The sequence below is a fragment of the Dehalococcoidia bacterium genome (assembly GCA_030648205.1).
Taxonomy (GTDB): Bacteria; Chloroflexota; Dehalococcoidia; order JAUSIH01; family JAUSIH01; genus JAUSIH01.
Map to the genome: position 1 here is coordinate 1 of JAUSIH010000017.1, position 17,842 is coordinate 17,842.

Annotated in this window: 18 protein-coding genes, 1 tRNA gene and 1 pseudogene; 10 read left to right on the forward strand and 10 right to left on the reverse strand. The window is 62.7% G+C overall.

Features of this window, described 5'->3' with window-relative positions:
• The 5 genes from Q7T26_02020 to Q7T26_02040 form a co-directional block, all read left to right on the forward strand.
• Positions 1–308, forward strand: a 308-nt coding sequence (locus Q7T26_02020) for an acetyl-CoA carboxylase biotin carboxyl carrier protein subunit (GenBank protein MDO8530936.1), incomplete at its 5' end; no start/stop codon positions are given.
• A gap of 46 nt (positions 309–354) precedes the next feature.
• Positions 355–1,458 carry an isocitrate/isopropylmalate dehydrogenase family protein gene (locus Q7T26_02025; protein MDO8530937.1) on the forward strand — a complete coding sequence of 368 codons (1,104 nt, stop codon included), beginning with the start codon at positions 355–357 and terminating at the stop codon, positions 1,456–1,458.
• A 113-nt stretch (positions 1,459–1,571) separates the two neighbouring features.
• Positions 1,572–2,504 (forward strand): malate dehydrogenase, encoded by a 933-nt coding sequence (gene mdh / locus Q7T26_02030; protein MDO8530938.1) that lies wholly within the window; start codon positions 1,572–1,574, stop codon positions 2,502–2,504.
• A gap of 95 nt (positions 2,505–2,599) precedes the next feature.
• Positions 2,600–3,478, forward strand: a complete 879-nt coding sequence (locus Q7T26_02035) for a fumarate hydratase (protein ID MDO8530939.1) — start codon at positions 2,600–2,602, stop codon at positions 3,476–3,478.
• Positions 3,479–3,560: 82 nt separating this feature from the next.
• Positions 3,561–4,136 (forward strand): Fe-S-containing hydro-lyase, encoded by a 576-nt coding sequence (locus tag Q7T26_02040; GenBank protein MDO8530940.1) that lies wholly within the window; start codon positions 3,561–3,563, stop codon positions 4,134–4,136.
• Positions 4,137–4,216: 80 nt separating this feature from the next.
• Here the strand turns inward: Q7T26_02040 and Q7T26_02045 are convergent.
• From Q7T26_02045 to Q7T26_02065, 5 genes and pseudogenes are all read right to left on the reverse strand, one after another.
• Positions 4,217–4,987: pseudogene (locus tag Q7T26_02045) on the reverse strand (amidohydrolase family protein).
• An 87-nt stretch (positions 4,988–5,074) separates the two neighbouring features.
• A complete protein-coding gene (locus Q7T26_02050; GenBank protein ID MDO8530941.1) occupies positions 5,075–5,593 on the reverse strand; it encodes a mismatch-specific DNA-glycosylase in 519 nt (172 codons plus the stop codon).
• Between the two features lie 28 nt (positions 5,594–5,621).
• Positions 5,622–5,945, reverse strand: coding sequence for a hypothetical protein (locus Q7T26_02055; protein ID MDO8530942.1), 324 nt, complete (start codon positions 5,943–5,945; stop codon positions 5,622–5,624).
• A 133-nt stretch (positions 5,946–6,078) separates the two neighbouring features.
• Positions 6,079–6,615 (reverse strand): NUDIX hydrolase, encoded by a 537-nt coding sequence (locus Q7T26_02060; GenBank protein MDO8530943.1) that lies wholly within the window; start codon positions 6,613–6,615, stop codon positions 6,079–6,081.
• 2 nt (positions 6,616–6,617) lie between these two features.
• Positions 6,618–7,091: an N-acetyltransferase gene (locus Q7T26_02065; GenBank protein MDO8530944.1), complete on the reverse strand. Its 474-nt coding sequence runs from the start codon at positions 7,089–7,091 to the stop codon at positions 6,618–6,620.
• A gap of 193 nt (positions 7,092–7,284) precedes the next feature.
• Here Q7T26_02065 and Q7T26_02070 point away from each other — a divergent pair, with 193 nt between their 5' ends.
• From Q7T26_02070 to Q7T26_02080, 3 genes are read left to right on the forward strand one after another with little or no spacing between them, the layout of a single operon-like run.
• On the forward strand, positions 7,285–8,190 hold the full coding sequence (locus Q7T26_02070) for a S49 family peptidase (GenBank protein ID MDO8530945.1): 906 nt from the start codon (positions 7,285–7,287) through the stop codon (positions 8,188–8,190).
• A 6-nt stretch (positions 8,191–8,196) separates the two neighbouring features.
• On the forward strand, positions 8,197–9,642 hold the full coding sequence (locus Q7T26_02075) for a DUF4350 domain-containing protein (protein MDO8530946.1): 1,446 nt from the start codon (positions 8,197–8,199) through the stop codon (positions 9,640–9,642).
• A 25-nt stretch (positions 9,643–9,667) separates the two neighbouring features.
• Positions 9,668–11,119 carry a hypothetical protein gene (locus Q7T26_02080; protein MDO8530947.1) on the forward strand — a complete coding sequence of 484 codons (1,452 nt, stop codon included), beginning with the start codon at positions 9,668–9,670 and terminating at the stop codon, positions 11,117–11,119.
• 188 nt (positions 11,120–11,307) lie between these two features.
• On the opposite strand, the gene Q7T26_02085 is transcribed toward Q7T26_02080, so the two are convergent.
• The 5 genes from Q7T26_02085 to Q7T26_02105 all read right to left on the reverse strand — a co-directional run bounded on the left by Q7T26_02085 (position 11,308) and on the right by Q7T26_02105 (position 15,844).
• Positions 11,308–11,655 (reverse strand): type II toxin-antitoxin system PemK/MazF family toxin, encoded by a 348-nt coding sequence (locus Q7T26_02085; protein ID MDO8530948.1) that lies wholly within the window; start codon positions 11,653–11,655, stop codon positions 11,308–11,310.
• Positions 11,633–11,923: a helix-turn-helix domain-containing protein gene (locus Q7T26_02090; GenBank protein ID MDO8530949.1), complete on the reverse strand. Its 291-nt coding sequence runs from the start codon at positions 11,921–11,923 to the stop codon at positions 11,633–11,635. Before Q7T26_02090 ends, Q7T26_02085 begins: the two co-directional genes overlap by 23 nt.
• A gap of 342 nt (positions 11,924–12,265) precedes the next feature.
• Positions 12,266–14,689 (reverse strand): trehalose-6-phosphate synthase, encoded by a 2,424-nt coding sequence (locus Q7T26_02095; protein MDO8530950.1) that lies wholly within the window; start codon positions 14,687–14,689, stop codon positions 12,266–12,268.
• 205 nt (positions 14,690–14,894) lie between these two features.
• Complete coding sequence (gene otsB, locus Q7T26_02100) at positions 14,895–15,704, reverse strand: trehalose-phosphatase (GenBank protein MDO8530951.1); 810 nt, start codon at positions 15,702–15,704, stop codon at positions 14,895–14,897.
• Positions 15,705–15,767: 63 nt separating this feature from the next.
• Positions 15,768–15,844 (reverse strand) — tRNA-Ile (locus tag Q7T26_02105).
• 266 nt (positions 15,845–16,110) lie between these two features.
• On the opposite strand from Q7T26_02105, the gene sufB reads away from it, so the two are divergent.
• Both sufB and Q7T26_02115 read left to right on the forward strand, forming a co-directional pair.
• Positions 16,111–17,571 (forward strand): Fe-S cluster assembly protein SufB, encoded by a 1,461-nt coding sequence (gene sufB, locus Q7T26_02110; GenBank protein MDO8530952.1) that lies wholly within the window; start codon positions 16,111–16,113, stop codon positions 17,569–17,571.
• A gap of 86 nt (positions 17,572–17,657) precedes the next feature.
• The coding region (locus Q7T26_02115; protein MDO8530953.1) for an ATP-binding cassette domain-containing protein at positions 17,658–17,842 on the forward strand (185 nt) is incomplete at its 3' end.

The following is a 17,842-nucleotide window of genomic DNA, read 5'->3' on the forward strand; positions in this document are numbered from 1 at the left end:
CTCCGCCCGTTGCGCCGCGGCCCGCCGCTCCTCCGCCTCCACCCGCCGCGCCCAAGCCCGCGGCCGCAGGGCAGCCCACGGCGCTGGCCGCGGGAGAGAGCGCCATCCGCGCCCCCATGCCCGGCATCGTCATTCGATACAACGTCCAGGAAGGCCAGGCCGTCAAGCTGGGCGATACGGTGGTCATCCTGGAGGCCATGAAGATGGAGAATGCCCTTCCCGCGCCGACGGACGGGACAGTCAAGAAGCTCGGCTTCAAGGCCGGCGCGAAGGTCGCCAAGGGAGATATCCTGGCGGTCATAGGATAAACGAACGGCACGGCCTGCAGCCGGAGCCTGAAGAAGGAGCAGTGTCATGGCTTATACCGTCACCCTCATCCCCGGAGATGGAATCGGCCCCGAAGTGGTGGAGGCGACCCGACGGGTACTGGAAGCCACGGGCGTCGCCTTCAAGTGGGAAGTCCAGGACTGCGGCGAGACGGCCATCAAGAAGTTCGGCACGGTCATGCCGGACCACGTTCTGGACTCCATCCGCAAGAACAAGCTCGCCATGAAAGGCCCCATCACCACTCCGGTGGGGACGGGCTTCCGCAGCGTCAACGTGGCGCTGCGCCAGGCGCTCGACCTGTACGCCTGTCTGCGGCCCTGCAAGTCGTACGCGGGGGTGCGCTCGCTCTATAAGGACATTGACCTCGTCATCGTCCGCGAGAACACCGAGGACCTGTACGCGGGCATTGAGTTCGAGAAAGGCACCAAGGACTGCCTGGAGATCATTGACCACATCAACAAGCTGGCGAAGAAGAGCATCCAGAAAGACGCCGGCATCAGCATAAAGCCCATCTCTGTCGCCAACACCACCCGCATCGTCAAGTTCGCGTTCGACTACGCGCGGGAGAACAAGCGCAAGAAGGTTAGCGCCGTCCACAAGGCGAACATCATGAAGTACACGGACGGCCTCTTCCTGGCCACCGCCCGCGAGGTCGCCAAGCTGTACCCGGACATCGAGTTCGAGGACCGCATCGTGGACAACATGTGCATGCAGCTCGTGCAGCGGCCGCAGGAGTACGACGTGCTGGTCCTCCCCAACCTCTACGGCGACATCTTGTCCGACCTCTGCGCAGGGCTTATCGGCGGCCTGGGCATGGCGCCCGGCGCGAACATCGGCAAGGACACGGCCCTCTTTGAGCCCACCCACGGCAGCGCGCCCAAGTACACGGGGCAGAACAAGGTCAACCCGTTCGCTCAGATGCTCTCGGGCGTCCTCATGCTCCGCTGGCTCAAAGAGACCAAGGCGGCCGACCTGATGGAACGGGCCATGGCCGACGTCATCAGAGAAGGCAAGTCCCTCACCTACGACATGAAGCCGACGCGGAACGACCCCACGGCGGTGGGAACGTCCCAGGTGGCGGACGCCGTCATCGCCCGGATGGCGCAACTCAGCAAGACGGCGGCCAAGTAAGAGAGCGAAGCTTACCCGCGCGAACGCCTATGGCGCCCTCACGGAGCGTCCCGCTCCTGGCATCGTACCAGCGACGCGGGTGGTAGGCCACGCGCAGGGAAAAGGAGTAGCATATGCGGTTCAAGGTAACGGTGGTTGGTGCGGGCAACGTGGGCGCAACGGTGGCACAGCGCGTCGCCGAGTGGGGCATCAGCGACGTCGTCATCGTGGACATCGTCGAAGGGCTGCCTCAGGGCAAGGCCCTGGATATGCTCGAGTCCGGCCCCATTCTGGGATTCGATTCGAAGGTCACGGGCGCCAATACCTACGAGTCCACGGCCAACTCCGACGTGGTGGTCATCACCGCGGGCATCGCCCGCAAGCCGGGCATGAGCCGGGATGATCTGCTCTTCACCAACATGAAGATTGTCGGCGGCGTCACGGAGCAAGTGGTCAAGTACTCGCCCAGCGCGACCATCATCATCGTCTCCAACCCGCTGGACGCCATGACCCAGCTCGCCCTCAAGGTGAGCAAGTCGTCCCGCAACAAGGTGTTCGGCATGGCGGGCGTCCTGGATACTGCCCGCTTCCGCACTTTCCTTGCCCAGGAGTTGGGTGTGTCCGTCAGGGACGTGCAGGCGTACGTCCTGGGCGGCCACGGCGACACCATGGTGCCCCTGACCCGCTACACGACAGTGGGCGGCATCCCAGTGAGCGAGCTCATCCCCGCGGAGAGGCTGAAGGCCATCGTCAAGCGGACGCAGGACGGCGGCGCCGAGATTGTCAGCCTCCTCAAGACGGGCAGCGCCTACTACGCTCCATCCGCGGCAGCCGCGGAGATGGTGCAGGCCGTGCTCCTGGACCAGAAGCGCATCCTGCCCGCCTGCGCCATGCTGGACGGTGAGTACGGCGTCAAGGGCCTGTGCGTCGGCGTGCCCGTGAAGCTGGGCAGCCAGGGCATTGAGCAGATCCTTCAGATCAAGCTGACCGCCGAAGAGCAGGCGGCCCTCCAGAAGTCCGCCAACGCCGTCAAGGAGCTGGCGGACGTCATGGCGTCCAAGGCCTGAACTGAAACAGAGCGACGGCAGGCCCTCCACTCAGACCGGAGGGCCTGTCCGGCTGCGAACATCACGTCTAACGGTCTCCCTCCGGGGGTAGTGTTATGGCACGAGCAGCTTCAATCAAAAGCAAGGTGCGGGATGTCCAGGCGAGCGCCATTACCGAAGCTGTGGCACGCCTCTGCATGACCGCCAACACGGACCTTCCGGACGATGTCCTCCAGGCGCTGAAACAGGCGCGGGAGAAAGAGGAATCGCCCGGGGCGCAGCACGTCCTGAACATCATTATCGAGAACGCCCAGATAGCCAAAAGCCAGTCGGTGCCTCTGTGCCAGGACACGGGGACGACCCTCGTGTTCGTGGACATCGGGCAGGATGCCCACATCGTGGGCGGCTCGCTGGACGAGGCGATCCAGGCCGGCGTGCGCAAGGGATACAACGACGGGTATCTCCGCAAGTCCATCGCCAAGAATCCCTTCACCAGCCGGACGAACACCGGCGATAACACTCCGTCCGTCGTCCATACGGAGATTGTCCCCGGCGACCAGGTGAAGCTCACGGTCATCCCCAAGGGGGGCGGCTGCGAAAACATGAGCAAGCTCTCCATGCTGCGCCCCGCCGACGGTCGCAAGGGCCTGGTTGACTTCGTGGTGCAGTCGGTGGAATCGGCTGGCGGCAACCCATGCCCGCCGGTCATCGTGGGCGTGGGCGTGGGAGGCTCGGCGGACAAGGCCGTGCTGCTGGCCAAGAGGGCCATCATGCGCCAGCCCGTGGGCCAGCACAGCCCGGACCCTGAAACTGCCGAACTGGAAGAGGAGCTCCTAGAGAGGGTCAACGCCCTCGGCATCGGGCCCCAGGCGTGGGGCGGACGGACGACGGCGCTGGCGGTCCACGTGGAGACCTTCCCGACCCACATCACGAGTCTGCCCGTGGCCGTCAACCTCCAGTGCCACAGCGCCCGTCAGAAGACGGTCGTCATCTAAACGCCATATTCTTCGCGGGAGTGAACGGGCCAGACGTGCGCGTGCTGGCCTGACACAAGCGGGTTACAAAGGACGGTCTGCCATGACTACCATTCCGCTGGATATCGTTCCGCCCCTCACCGACGAGGTGCTGGCCAAGCTCCACACAGGCGACCACGTGACCATCACCGGCGTCATCTACACCGCCCGCGACGCCGCCCACAAGCGGTTAATCGAGGCGCTCAATCAGGGCAAGCCTTTGCCCTTTGACATCCGCGGGCAGATTATCTACTACGTGGGTCCCACGCCGCCCAAGCCGGGACAGGTCATAGGCTCCGCCGGCCCGACCACGTCCTACCGGATGGACCCGTACACGCCCCCGCTGCTGGAGGCGGGCCTGAAGGGAATCATCGGCAAGGCGGGCCGCGGCCCCGCAGTGCGCGAGGCACTGGTCAAGAACAAGGCGGTGTACTTTGGGGCCGTGGGCGGCGCGGGCGCGCTGCTGGCCAAGTACATCAAGTCGGCGGAGGTCATCGCGTACGACGACCTGGGCACCGAGGCGGTCCGCAAGCTGACCGTGGAGAAGTTCCCCGTCATCGTCGTGAACGATATCTACGGCGGCGACGCCCTGCAGGAGGGCAAAGCCAAGTGGCGCCAGCCGGAAGTACTGGCCCGATAGCGCCCGCCGCAATCGCACCAGAACAGCCAAACGCAAAGGGGGCGGACACAGGTCCGCCCCCTTTCTGCGTGTAGCGCTGGCTACGCCTTGTCGAACTTAAACAGGGAGAGCGCGGTCTTCCCGAAGACCCACTCCTTGTCTTTGTCCTTCGCCGGGAAATTCTGAAGTGTGGATTGGAGGGCGTTGCGATACCCCTCGCGCATGACGACGGGCGGCCAGTCGCTCCCCCACATCAGACGCCGGGGGCCGAACGCATCCAGTGCCATTTCCATGAACGGGGGAATGTTCTTGAACGGGAAAGGCGGGACGCAAATCTCTCCGTAGCCGGGAATCTTCATGTACGTGTTGGGCAACTAGGCCAGCTTCAAGACCTTCCTGAACAGGGTGTAGGGCGGCTTCTCGTCCCGGCCTGCCCGGCCGATATGCTCGATGATTATTCTGAGCTTCGGAAACGACTTCACCAGCTTTTGGAACTCCGGCGCGGACAGCTCCCCCTCGTCACCGAGGCAGCTCACGACCAGCCCCAGGTCCAACGCCTTCTTCCAAATGGCCAGGGGGTCATTGCCGGGAGAACGCCAACTAGCGCGGAACCGAATGCCCTGCAGTCCATCCTTCGCCCATCGCTCCAGCGTCCTGGGCGCGTCTGGCTTCTCCGTGTCCACCATGCCGATGATGGCGAAGCGACCGGGGAAGCGCCGCGCACCCTCCAGCAAATAGCGGTTGTCGTACTGTCCCAGGTGCTGCACAATGGTGGCCTTGTCCACACCGCAGCGGTGCATCTGGTACAGCAGCACCTCCAGAGGCTCGTACTTCTCGACGCCGGCATGGCAATGGGTGTCCACAATGATCATGCGTACAACTCCTTCCGCGACGCAGAAATAACTGGGCAGGTTTGCTTCTCGCCGCACGCCGATTGTGCGGGAGAACGCCGCCCCGTGTCAACTGCCCTTCAGATCGTCCAGGTATCGCTTGAGCGCTCGAAAGTGGCCGATGACGGCTTCCGGGCTGTACGCCGCGTTCCGCCGGCTGGTGGATGGGACAACGTACACGCGCGTCCCGCCGACGCGGTCGGGCTGAAGCCCCGGCGTCGCCGCCCGCCCGAAGCAGGCACGGTATCCCGTGAGACCGTTGAAGCAGATGATGCGAGGCGCATAGCGGCGCACCCTGGCCAGCAAGGCCCGCCCGCCGCGCGCCAGCTCCTCTGCGGAGAGGTCGCCGGACCCGCGCGAGGCACGGGCCACCACGTCGGTCAGCCCCAGGCCAAATGTGGACAGACGCTCGTCGTCCTCCGGCCCCAGGCGCTCAGGAGTCAGGCCGGACTCATGGAGCGCCCGCCAGAAGAGGTTCGCGGGGCGGGCGTAGTAGTGACGCCGCGCTGCGGAATAGAGGCCGGGATTGATGCCGACAAAGACGATGTCCAAGCCGGGCGCCAGGTAGTCCGGCAGAGCGCGGCGCATCGCTTCTCCGTGGCCTCTCCGCTCCACGCTACGCCAGGTAGATAGTGACCTGAGCGTGGGGGAAGCGCACCTCCAGCACGGCCTTCATGCGCCTCCCCAGCGTCTCGCTGTACGGGATGTAGGCCGGGCTGTCAGGCGGCAGAACATGAGGACATGCCTCACCCCGCTCCCTGTACGTGCAGGGATGCATCCCGCCCATGCGGTCGTCCCAAAAGCCCACTCCACGCAGCGGGGAGTACAGGACTTCCGCCGCGTTCCGCAGGTCGGCCACCACCTCGCTGGCGCGGAAGTCGCTCTCTGTTTCGATGCGAATGGTCACCTTGCGCATGGCCTGAGCGTTTGCGTCTCCCATGTGTACCTTTCCGAAAACGCGAAAGGCGGAACCGGAGTCCCGCCTCTTTCCCACATTAGTGGAGCCAAAACAACTGCGGAGCAAGCCGGCGTGTCGCCGAAAGCATGAAGAATCCGGAGGACGTCCGTACCCTTCAGCGTGGACGGTAGAGGGACAGATACATGAGCAGCCCCGCGACACTCTTGGCATCCCGTATCTGGCCCGTGCGGATCAGTTCCGGTATGCGCGCCACGGGTGTGGGCACGACCGTAATCTCCTCGTCCTCCTCTGGACGCGCGCCTACCCGGCGGAGGTCGGTGCACAGGAAGGCGTGCAGGTACTCGGTGCAAAAGCCCGGCGCGCTGTAGAAGCCCCCCATGGACTGGAGCCTTCCAGCACGGAATCCCGTCTCCTCCTCCAGCTCCCGCTGCGCGCCCTGCTCAGGAGACTCGCCATCGTTCAGACCGCCCGCGGGGGCCTCCATCAGCTCGGCTTCCACCGCTTTGCGGTACTGCCGCACCAGAATGACGTTGTCCCCGCCGTCCAAAGCCACCATCACGACGGCGGGCTGGTGCTCTACTATCTCGCGCTTGGCCGTGCGTCCGCCGGACAGCTCTATCAGGTCTTCACGTAGATTAAGGATGCGCCCTTTGTAGATGAGGCGCGACTGCTGCGTGCGCTCCGTGCCCACGGCTACGTCAGACGCAGGATGACGGCGATCTCGTTGCACTGGGCGAGCTTGGGGCAACGCAGGCACTCGTGGAAAACCTTGCGGGGCAGGTCCATCAGGTCAACGCGTTCAAAACCCAGCTTCTCGAAGAAGCCGGGGCGCAACGTCAGAGCGAAAACGGCGTGGATGTGCAAGTCCCGCGCCTCCGCGAGGCAGGACTCCACGACGGCCTGGCCCAGGCCGCGCCCCTGCATGTCCTCGACCACCGCCAGCGACTTTACCTCGGCCAGGTCCTCCCAGTAGATATGAAGCGCTCCGCAGGCCACCAGCCGCTCGCCGTCGCGAACGACGTAGAAATCGCGCAGCGCCTCATACACCTCGCCTATGGAACGAAAAAGCAGGTCCCCCTTGCGGGCGTACAGGCCGATGAGCGCGTGAATCTGAGGCACATCCGAAAGGGCGGCCTTCTGACACGTAAGAGACGTCTTGGTGGTCATCCTGCCTTGCCTGCCGCTCCGACCAGCGGGTTGAAAAACTATTCCGCGGCCTTCAGCCACGGAGTATATCTATTCTACCACCCTGCATCTCGTCAGGGCAACATTACTCGTTGCCTTTCGCTTGACGCTAAAAAGCGCAGGGCATATCATGATGCAAACTGCTTACCTTCGCAGGAAACGGCGAGGTCCACAGATGACTGTCCAGGACAAGTTGCGAACGCTACGGCGGACCATCCCACAGGGGCCTCTCGCGTATGGAGTGGCTGTGGTACTGGGCATTCTTGCCGCCGCCCTCGTGTTTTATTACGTCGCGCCGGGCAGACCCTATGTGGGCATCGTCCGCCTTCCCTACTTCCAGATAGACGACTTCAGCACGGCTCAAATTGAGGACGTGCTGAAGTTCGCGGAACGGGACAAGCGCATCAAGGCGCTGGCTATCGAAATTACCAGCCCCGGCGGCTCCGCGGCGGCCAGCGAGCAACTCTATCAGGACATCCTGCGGGTGCGTCAGACGAAGCCAGTGGTGTTTTCCATTGGCTGGATCGCCGCCAGCGGCGGCTACATGATGGCCTCGGCGGGCGACTACATCTATGCCGGGCCTTCCTCCTTTGTCGGCAACGTGGGCGTGATTATCACCCTGCCCGGCTCGGCCCCACCGAGCGAGCAGATCGTGTCAACAGGGCCGTTCAAACTGACCGGCGGCTCGCGGCAGCAGTACATCAGCATGCTGGAGGTATTGAAGGACGCCTTCGTGCGGATAGTCTTCGCGCAGCGCGGCGACCGGCTGAAGCTGAAGCCCGAGGAGCTGTCCGACGGGCGCATTTATCTGGGGATTGACGCCGCCCGCATTGGGGTTGTGGACGCGCTGGGCACCACGGACGACGCCGTAGCCAAGGCGGCTGAATTGGCGGGCCTTCGCAACTACGGCACCGTTGACGTCATTGAGGAATACCGCAAGTCCCTGGGCGTTGCGTATTTTTCAATCCCCAAGCCGTCACCCCCGCTGGCGGCCGCCTCCGCGAACGCGCAACCGGCGCCGCCCGGCGACGAGAGCCGCTACCACAGGTTCTATTATCTTTATGTTGAACCCACAAAGTAGGACACCGTGAGAAAGTTCGCCATCTTTCTCCTTGTGGCTGTCCTGACCTTCCTGGTCATGGCCATCGTTTTCTATCAGGGCCTCTACGTGTCCACGGCCAGGACGCCCCAGGTGCTGGACCTGGCCGTCCCCCGCCTCATATCTCCGGCTGTAGCGGAGTCACCGGTCACGCCTCGCCACGGCACGCTGGTAGTGGACACGCTCCACGCCAATGAATTCGCGGAAGACGAGGTGAGCGCCTTCTTGAGCCGCATCACGGACCGCGGGTTCACCGTGGAATGGGCGCGGGGCAGCAGCGCCGAAGACCGCGGCCAGGCGCTGGCCGCTCGGCTGCGGGGCGCGGACGCCCTCCTGTCCGTCATGCCGGGCGCTCCCTATTCCGCGACGGAGATTGACGTCGTACGGGACTTCGTGCGCCGCGGCGGCAAGGTGATGCTGGTGGCGGACCCCACCCGCCCCAGCCGCGTGAACACCCTGTCCAGCGCCTTTGGCATCACCGTGGAGGACGACTACCTCTACAACGTCAAGGAGCACGACGCCAACTTCAAGAACGTCATCTTCCGCAATTTCCGACCTCACCCCCTCACGCGTGGGCTGCGGCAGGTCGTCTTCTACACCAGCTCGTCGCTGCGCGCGGCGTCGGGGGGCCTCATCTTCGGCGACGAGAACACCGTGTCCTCCATGGTGGAACGCGGCGCCAACCCCTTCGCAGTGGCGGCGGAGGCAGCCCAGGGACGCTTTATCGTGCTGAGCGACCTGACCTTCATGACCGACCCCTTCAACGCCAACGCCGATAACGGCCTGTTCATGTCCAACCTGGCCGACTATCTGACCACATCTGAGCGCACCTTCGTCCTGGCGGACTTCCCCGGAGTCTTTCGGGACGCCGTGGACGTGGTCGCAACGCGGCCCGCGCTGGTGACAGCGGCCAGCGACATGAAGGAGGTCCTGACCACGGGGGGCAGGACGGTGAACATCAAAACGGAAGAAGACCCTCTGCGCGACAGCGTCATTCTGGCCCTGTGGAGCGACGCCGGCAGGGTTGAGCAGTACCTGCGGGAGCAGCGCATCACAGTAAGCGGCACGGTGCGCACACCGTTCACCGCCGACTTGAACCGGAGCGGGGCCCAGATATTCTCGCTCACGTCGTCAGGCGGACGCTACGTGCTTCTGGTCATGGCGGAGAACGAGGTCAGCATTCGGGACGCTGTAGAGCAACTCCGCGGCGGGAACTTCCGGCGGCGGCTCGTCAGCGACACCCTCGCCATCATCACCTTCCCGCAGCCGACGCCGACGCCATCGCCGGCCGCCACGGCAACGCCGCTGCCGACTCGTGTGCCGACCCCTACGCCGCGATCACCGCCGCCGACTCCGACGCCAGCGCCGACGCCCACGCCGGAGCCGCCGCCGACGCCATCACCGACACCCAGCCCAACGCCATCAGGCAAATAACGTGAGGAGGGGAGGATTTCCACCTATGGCCAAGTTCTGGTTTTCTCTAGCAGTCCTTGCCCTCGTTCTGGTCATTGGAGTGGCCGCGGGAGCGCTCGGAGCGCGCCAGCTCCGGCCGGCGGTTCCGAGCCGTGAGCCAGAGGCCGCCAGTCTTGTACCCACCCCAACGCGCGCCTCTACTACTCCCGCGCCGGTCGCCATCCCCCCTCAACCTACGCCCACGCCGGACAACAGTCGCCAGCTTATCGGCTCCTTCGCAATGTCGAACCAGGGCGTCTCCCAGCAGTGGACCGCCTTCCGCCAGGAGTTCCAGCAGTGGCGCACCTCCGAGACCACGTGCAGCGCGGCGGCCATGACCCAGGACCTGCGGAACTGGGTCACCCGCTTCGATGGCCTGCGCGACCGGACCATCAGCCTTAACCGGACATCCCTGACGCGGCCCGTGGTGGAGTCGCTCGCCGACGTGGCCAACCAGCAGGAACAGTCCCTGCAGCGGCTGCGCGACTCGTGGCGGCCCGGAGACCAGGGCGCCTTTGCGGTGTACGAGCGGGACCGCCAGGATTCCCAGCAGTCGCGCCGCGGGGTCATAGACCAGGCCGCGCGACTCAAGACTGTCAAGGTCTCCGAGCAGCAGCAGGCGGTTGTGCAATTCCGCTCCGCCTGGGATAACGCCGCCTCTGACTGGGACAGTTTTCATACCGAATGGGACGCTTGGCGCGGACGGGAGGCGAGCAGGGCTGTCGCCCAGACCGCGGCGGACCTCCAGGTCTTCACCCAGCGATTCCAGGGCATATTCGCACGGATTCAGGCCCTCCCCCGGTCTTCGGTGGTCGTCTCAACCGCGGAGGCTCTCATCAGAGCGGGCGACAGGGAGACGGGCGCTCTGGTGCGCCTGCGAGACAGGTACAAGCCGGACGACCCCACACTCTTTGAGACGTTCGAGCGTGACCGGCGCGTCGCGATGACGGAGCGGCGGACCGCCGCGGATGCGCTCACGCAACTGGCGCAGCGCATCGCCTTAGACCGGCAGGACGAGCTGGACGCGTTCAGCGACACGTTCGCCACGTTGACGCGCGATTGGGACGCCTTCTCCAACGACTACGATAGCTGGCGGAACCAGAACGGCAACTGCAAACGTGACGACGTGTCCACCAAGCTGGATGGCTTCGTCCAGAAGTTCCGGGGCATCACGGCCAGCGCCCAGGCGCTCCGCCGCGACTCGCCGGCCCGGCCTCTGGCCGACCTCCTTGCGGACGCGACGCTTCGAGAGTTGACCGCCCTTCAGTCCCTGCGGGACACCTGGGCCCCGTACGACGGCGCCGCGTGGCAGGCCTACGAGCGGGAGCAAATAGCCATTGACGACATGCGCGCCCGCGTGGCCGTCGGACTCCAGACGCTGGCCGAGCGCTACAGCGTGACGCTGGCCGCCACTCCAGCGTCAGCCACGGGGTCGGCGCAGCCGGCAAGCGGGCGGTAGCGCAAACGAGGGACGGCAGGCCGAGACGCGGGGTCCGGGAAACGGGGCGGGATACGGTGGTGGGCCTCTGTGGACACTACTCGAACCTTCTGCGGCCCGACCTGGTGCTAAGGCTTAGAGAACTCTTGGCCAGCGGTCAGTGACTCTGCTGGTCGTCTGGTAAAACATCTCATCCGCTTTCTTACGCCTCACAACCCCAACACCTGCCGCAGCTTAGCCTCGATTCCGCGCATGTCGGACTCAGCAAGTGCGCCCAGTCGCCGGGAGACCATGGATTGTTTTGTCGTTCTGATTATCCCCGTGACCACGGAGGGATAGAGGAGACCAGCCTCCTCCCACTTGGAGATACTATGGTCGCCAATCAGAAGGCGACCAACATTGCTCGTGATAGCTGCAATAATAGTTTCTTGCCTGCCCTGATGATAGGCATCTGAGCTTACCACCAGTGCGGGTCTGCGTTTCACTCCGGTCTCCTCTGAGAACACGAAGTTAACCAGGACCACGTCTCCGCGCTTATATTGTGTCGTAGGCGGCATCCTTTTCGTTGCTCCAAAGCTCAGCTAGCAGTGGGTCGCCAGCAGCGGAAAGCGCTATTAAGGCTTCGATCTCCCGCTGCTCAGCCCCACTTTCCAAGGGCTGGGGCACCTTGTCCAAGTCCTCCTTGCGGAAGCGACGGGTGCGCCCCTTGCTCAGAATGTGCGTGCGGAGACGGCCCTCCTTGCTTAGCTTGTAAATCGTCCGCCTTGAAACGCCGAGGTATTTAGCGGCTTCTTCCACCGTGTACCATTCCTTCAGCATCACCATAGGTGTCTCACTCTCCCTAACCGGGAATTCTCCGTCCGCTCAGAGCACATACTAGCACAAGGGCGCACACCGTGACAAGCGTAAGATGGCAGAATCCGTGACGCTGGCCGCCACTCCAGCGTCCGCCACGGCGTCGCAGCCGGCAAGCGGGCGTTAGCGCAAACGAGGGAGACGGCAGGCCGAGACGCGGGGTCCGGGAAACGGGGCGGGATTCGGTGGTGGGAATCCCTGGACAGTGCTCGAACTTCTTGCGGGCCGACTTGGCACCGAGGCTGAGAGGACTGCTGTTGAGGTGTTCGTTTACCGTAGCTCGGTAGCGATGGGCTGCTTAGGTGGAGCGCCTTACTGTTCAGCCGTAAGTAAGGACTCGACGGTAGTTGGCTCAACCCTTACCAGCTCGTTTAGGACACGGATGGCCCAGTGGTAGATGTCATTTTCGTAGAGGTAGGCCCTCATGCGCTTCATCCGTCGGTCCTGCTCGGAAGGGTGCATCTCTAGCCCCTGCCTGATCGTCTGGGCGAGTTGTTCGGTATCGTAAGGGTTCACGAGAAGGGCATCAGTGAACTCGGTAGCAGCCCCTGTGAACTTGCTGAGGATGAGCACGCCCTTTCCATCGGTCTTCGCCGCCACGTACTCCTTGGCTACAAGATTCATCCCGTCGTGAAGGGAACTGACGATGCACAGGTCAGCCAAGGAGTAGAGGGCCCACAAGGAGGTGCTGGGGAAATAGCGGTGCAGGTAAATGATAGGTTGCCAGAGGCCCGTCTTGTGGCGCCAGTTCACCTCCTCTACCAGGCGTTGAACCTTGTCTTCCTCATCTCGGTACTCTTCGACCTGTGAGCGGCTGGGGACTGCCACTTGGATAAAGGTAAACTTCCCCTTGTACTCCGGGTGCGAACCCAGGAAGCGGTCTATAGCTCTTAGCCGCTCCGGAATACCCTTGGTGTAGTCCAGTCGGTCAACACCCAATCCGATATAGCCGTTGGGGATGGCTAGTTCCTGCAGAAATCGCGCCCGCTCCCGTTGGACCGGCGGGCTGGCAACGCCCTGCGAGATGGCCTCAAAATCAATACTGATGCCGAAAGGCCTGACCAAGCTTTGGCGTCCCCGGCGCGTAACACTGTATCGTCCGTAGTCCACACGGCTTTCGACAGTCCTGTCCACGGTCGCCAGGAAGTTGTTGCAGTGGTAGCGTGTATGGAAGCCCAGGAGATCGGCGCCCAGGAGGCCCTCAATGATATGTTCGGCCCAGGGGCACGTCCGAAATACCTCACTGGTAGGCCAGGGTATATGCCAGAAATGAGCCACGGTGACATTGGCCCCAGCATCCCTCAGTAGCCTGGGAACAAGAGCCAGATGGTAGTCCTGCAGGAAGACAAAGGCCCTCTTTCCTCTTGTCTCTTCTAGAATGGCCTTGGCAAACAGGCGGTTCACTTCCTCATAGCACTTCCACTCATCCGCGTCAAACTTGGGGCGGACATAGACCGTGTGGCACAGGGGCCAGAGGGCGCTATTGCTGAAGCCGTTGTAATAGCGCTCCTCCTGCTGCTTGGTGAGCCAGAGGCGGCGCAGAGTATAAGCAGGTCTGTCCGGTGGCACAGGAATCCGGCCATAGGTATCACTGACCTCGCGGTCCGCATTGCCGCTGCCCACGGCAACCCAGACTCCTCCGAGAGAACGCATGATCGGGTCCAGGGCAGTGGTCATGCCGCTGGCAGGCTTGTCCCAGTGGATGGACCGACCCTCAAAGGAGTGAATGTAGGGCTCCCTGTTAGAGGCGACCACAAATGTGACATCCCCAAACTTGCTCTGGGCCAGGAACTTCAGGTCCTGGCTGCTCCTGCTGTGCTCGGTTACTGTATCTTCCCCTAGGACAGAATCCAGCAAGGGGCTCTGAATCTCTTCTTTCCTGAAGCGGCGTGCGACTCGTCTTACCACCTCCCGCTCCACCCCTTCAACCAAGTCCACATCCTCAACCTGGCAAAGGACCACAAAGGAGCTACCCGGAGATGTTGTGTCTGAGGCCATTCTTATCTCGGGAGCCACGTCAGGCGCCAGGCCAGGGAGCTCGTGCACCGCCTGCTGAAGCTCGTCTGCAAGAATGGACTTTATGGCCTCAGGAGACGGGCCTCTGGTGACCACGATGGGAATGGTCAGCGCGGTGCGCTTGCTGGGTAGATGAAAGTTGGTCACGATCATCCTGGCCAGGCGCCGGTTGGGGATGACCACCAGGTTATTGGCAGGAGTCAGGATTCTCACATCCTGCCAGGTGACGGACTCGACGTGCCCGGCCACACCGTTTTCAAGGCGGACGAAGTCACCGATCCTCAGATGCTGCCGCCGCATCAAACGGAAGTAAAAGAAGAGGTCGGAAGCGCTGTCCTGCAGCACTAGGAGAAGAGGGATTGCACCCAGCGCACCGAGGCCCAGAAGAGGGGTGACGGAGATATTAATCTCAGCCACCAGGATCAGGAGTGTGAGATAGCCGAAACTGAGGAGGGCGCTTACCTGAGCGAATTTAACAAGGGGCTGCGGCGTCTTTGCTGCTGCCAAGAAATGACCAACAAGGCGCCATACCCCTTCCGTCATTGTGGCACCCATCAGAACTATCAGCATGCCCAAAAGCGCTTCTGCCAGTGGTTGGGATAAGCTGGTCTCCATGGCGCCAGCCAGCTTTGCTGCAAAAAAGGCACAACCGAGCAGACCCCATATACGCAATAGCGTGAGGGATCGCTCCAATAGGGAACTCAAGCCCTCCACTTGCATGTGCCCCAGGCCCCCTTTTAGCAGGGAGCGGGCGGTAGCCAGCAGGCGGAGCCACGCCAGGACCAGGATGATGAAGGAAGCACCGCCCGTGGCTACCTGACCCCAGGGAGTGCTAGTCATACTTTCCAGCATCTAAAGAGAACCTCGCTGCAAGGGCTATATGCTGGCCTGATAAGAGTTGCCGGAGGCCATCACCAAGGGAATTCTATCGTTTACGCGAAATGCTCACAAGGCGCCTGAGGAAGATTTCAACGCTTGTGGTTGAGGGCAAAAAGAAAGCAGCTGCCGAGTCGGCTTTCTCACCTATGAAAATCCCAATCCCTCCCATGTCGCGAACAGCGCGGAAAGCTGGCTCATCAAAGGTGTCGTCACCCAGGAAGATGCATACTCCCGGCCCGTAGTCTCCAGAAAGGCTCAGCTTCGCCAAGTGCCGGAGACAGGCCCCTTTGTCCCAGGGCAGCGCAGGTTGGACCTCCACTACCTCCTTGCCCTGGAGCACATTGACCTTGCGCATGGCAACAAAGGGATCTAGCGCTTGGCCGCATAAGCGTAGACAAGTTTGTTTCACTCCTACAGGCGCTTGACGATAGTGCACGCTGATGGAGATTCCCTTGTTTTCCAGGACAACACCATGTAAACGTTTGAGCTTCTCGCCCAGTGCTTTCCCAGCTTCTTGTACAGCCCCACTGGCTTCTTCAGCGCCGGGAGCCATCCATAGGCGTCCTTCTATCTCGACTTCCAGTCCGTGATTCCCACCGTAGATAGCTCGAGGGATTTCAACCCTCCGGCGCACATCTGTAAGGGCTCGTCCGCTCACGATAGCGATGCGGTAGTCCGGTCTCTCGGCCAGCGCCCTGAGGAGCGCGAGGGTACGAGGGGGTATGGCTGCCTGGGTAGGGTCCTCCACTATTGGAGCCAGGGTTCCATCGAAATCCAGGGCCAAGAGCACCCTGGAGGTGCGAGACAGCCTCTTGCGAAGGCTACTCCAGACCGGTGCGCTCAGGGCAGACTGCATCGCATCAACACCTTTACTTGAAAAACAGCAGCGTGAGCACCAGGAACACCAGCATCAAGACAATGGTGGGCCAGCCTGGACTCGAACCAGGGACCTCGGTCTTATCAGGACCGCGCTCTAACCGCCTGAGCTACTGGCCCACAAGCGTGGAGTATAGCTTTAACAGCTTCCGCGGTCAAGGCCGCCTGGTGACAGTGTCAGTGGTCAATTCCTAACGTCCGCGCGCTTCCCCGAACAGCTAAGGACTGGCATGACCACTGACCAATGATAGAGGTCCCACGCCTCGCCGCGCATCGCCCTCGCCACGGCTTGCCCCCTGTTGCACAACCGCGCCGCGCGTGTTATTCTAAAACCAGGGTTGTTGACTCCCTGACTCGACAAACCCGACAGCGCGGAGGCAGCAGTCATGCCAGCACAACGAGTCATATCCCGGCGAGAAGGGCTTGCCGACTCCGAATACAAGTGGGGCTTCGTCACCGACGTTGACGCCGACGTCGCCCCCAAGGGCCTGAACGAGGACATCGTCCGTCTTATCTCGGCGAAGAAGGGCGAGCCTGACTGGATGCTGGAGTGGCGGCTCCGCGCCTACCGCCACTGGACCAAGCTGAATTACGAAGAGCCGACGTGGGCCATGATTCATCATCCCCCCGTTGACTTCCAGGATATCATCTACTATTCCGCTCCCGTCTCCAAGAACAGCGGCCCCAAAAGCCTGGATGAAGTGGACCCGGAGATGCTGAAAGCGTTCGGCAAGCTGGGCATTCCGCTTGAGGAGCAAAAGAAGATCGCCGGTGTGGCCGTGGACGCGGTCTTCGACAGCGTCTCCGTCGCGACCACGTACAAGAAGACACTGGAGAAGCACGGGGTCGTCTTCTGTTCCTTCAGCGAGGCCGTCAGGAACCACCCGGACCTGGTGCGGAAGTACCTCGGCTCCGTGGTCCCCTACTCGGACAACTTCTACGCCGCCCTCAACTCGGCGGTGTTTAGCGACGGCTCCTTTGTCTACATCCCCAAGGACGTGCGCTGCCCGCTGGAGCTGATGACCTACTTCCGCATCAATCAGGCGGACTCCGGGCAGTTCGAGCGGACGCTCATCGTCGCCGACGAGGGCGGCTACGTCAGCTACCTGGAGGGTTGCACCGCGCCCATCCGCAAGAAGAACCAGTTGCACGCCGCGGTGGTGGAGCTTGTCGCGCTGGACAACGCCCAGATCAAGTACTCCACGCTCCAGAACTGGTATCCGGGCGACAAGGAAGGCAAGGGCGGCGTCTACAACTTCGTCACCAAGCGCGGGAAAGCCCAGGGCAGAAACTCCAAGATCTCCTGGACGCAGGTGGAGACGGGCTCCGCCATCACGTGGAAGTATCCCAGCGTCATCCTGCAGGGCGACAACTCGGTCGGCGAGTTCTACTCCGTGGCGCTGGTGAACAACTATCAGCAGGCGGACACGGGCACCAAGATGACCCACCTAGGGAAGAACACCAAGAGCACGATCATCGCCAAAGGCATCTCCGCCGGACACGGGCAGAATACGTACCGCGGGCTGGTCAAGATCATGCCCTCGGCGGAGAACGCACGGAACTTCACCCAGTGCGAGTCCCTGCTCATCAAGGACAACTGCGGCGCCCACACCGTGCCCTACATCGAGGTGCGCAACCCGACGGCCCGGGTGGAGCATGAGGCCTTCACATCCAAGGTCAACGAGGAGCAGCTCTTCTACTGCCAGCAGCGGGGCATGTCCCCGGAGGACGCGCACTACATGATTATCAACGGCTTCTGCAAGGACGTCTTCAAAGAGCTGCCGATGGAGTTCGCCGTGGAGGCCCAGAAGCTCCTCGGCGTCTCGCTCGAGAGCGGCGTGGGCTAATGGGCATCACGCACGACAGGCATGTAGGGGCGAACCGGCCCGCTTTGCGGTCCCACCGGCGCCCCTCTTTTCAACGGATGGACGGAATGCTCGAGATCAAGAACCTCTGCGCCCGCGTCGAGGAGAAGGAGATCCTGAAGGGGATCAACCTCTCCATCAAGCAGGGCGAGGTCCACGCCATCATGGGCCCCAACGGCTCGGGGAAGAGCACCCTCGCCCACGTCCTGGCGGGACGCGACGGGTACGAGGTGACCTCTGGCCAGGTCTTCTT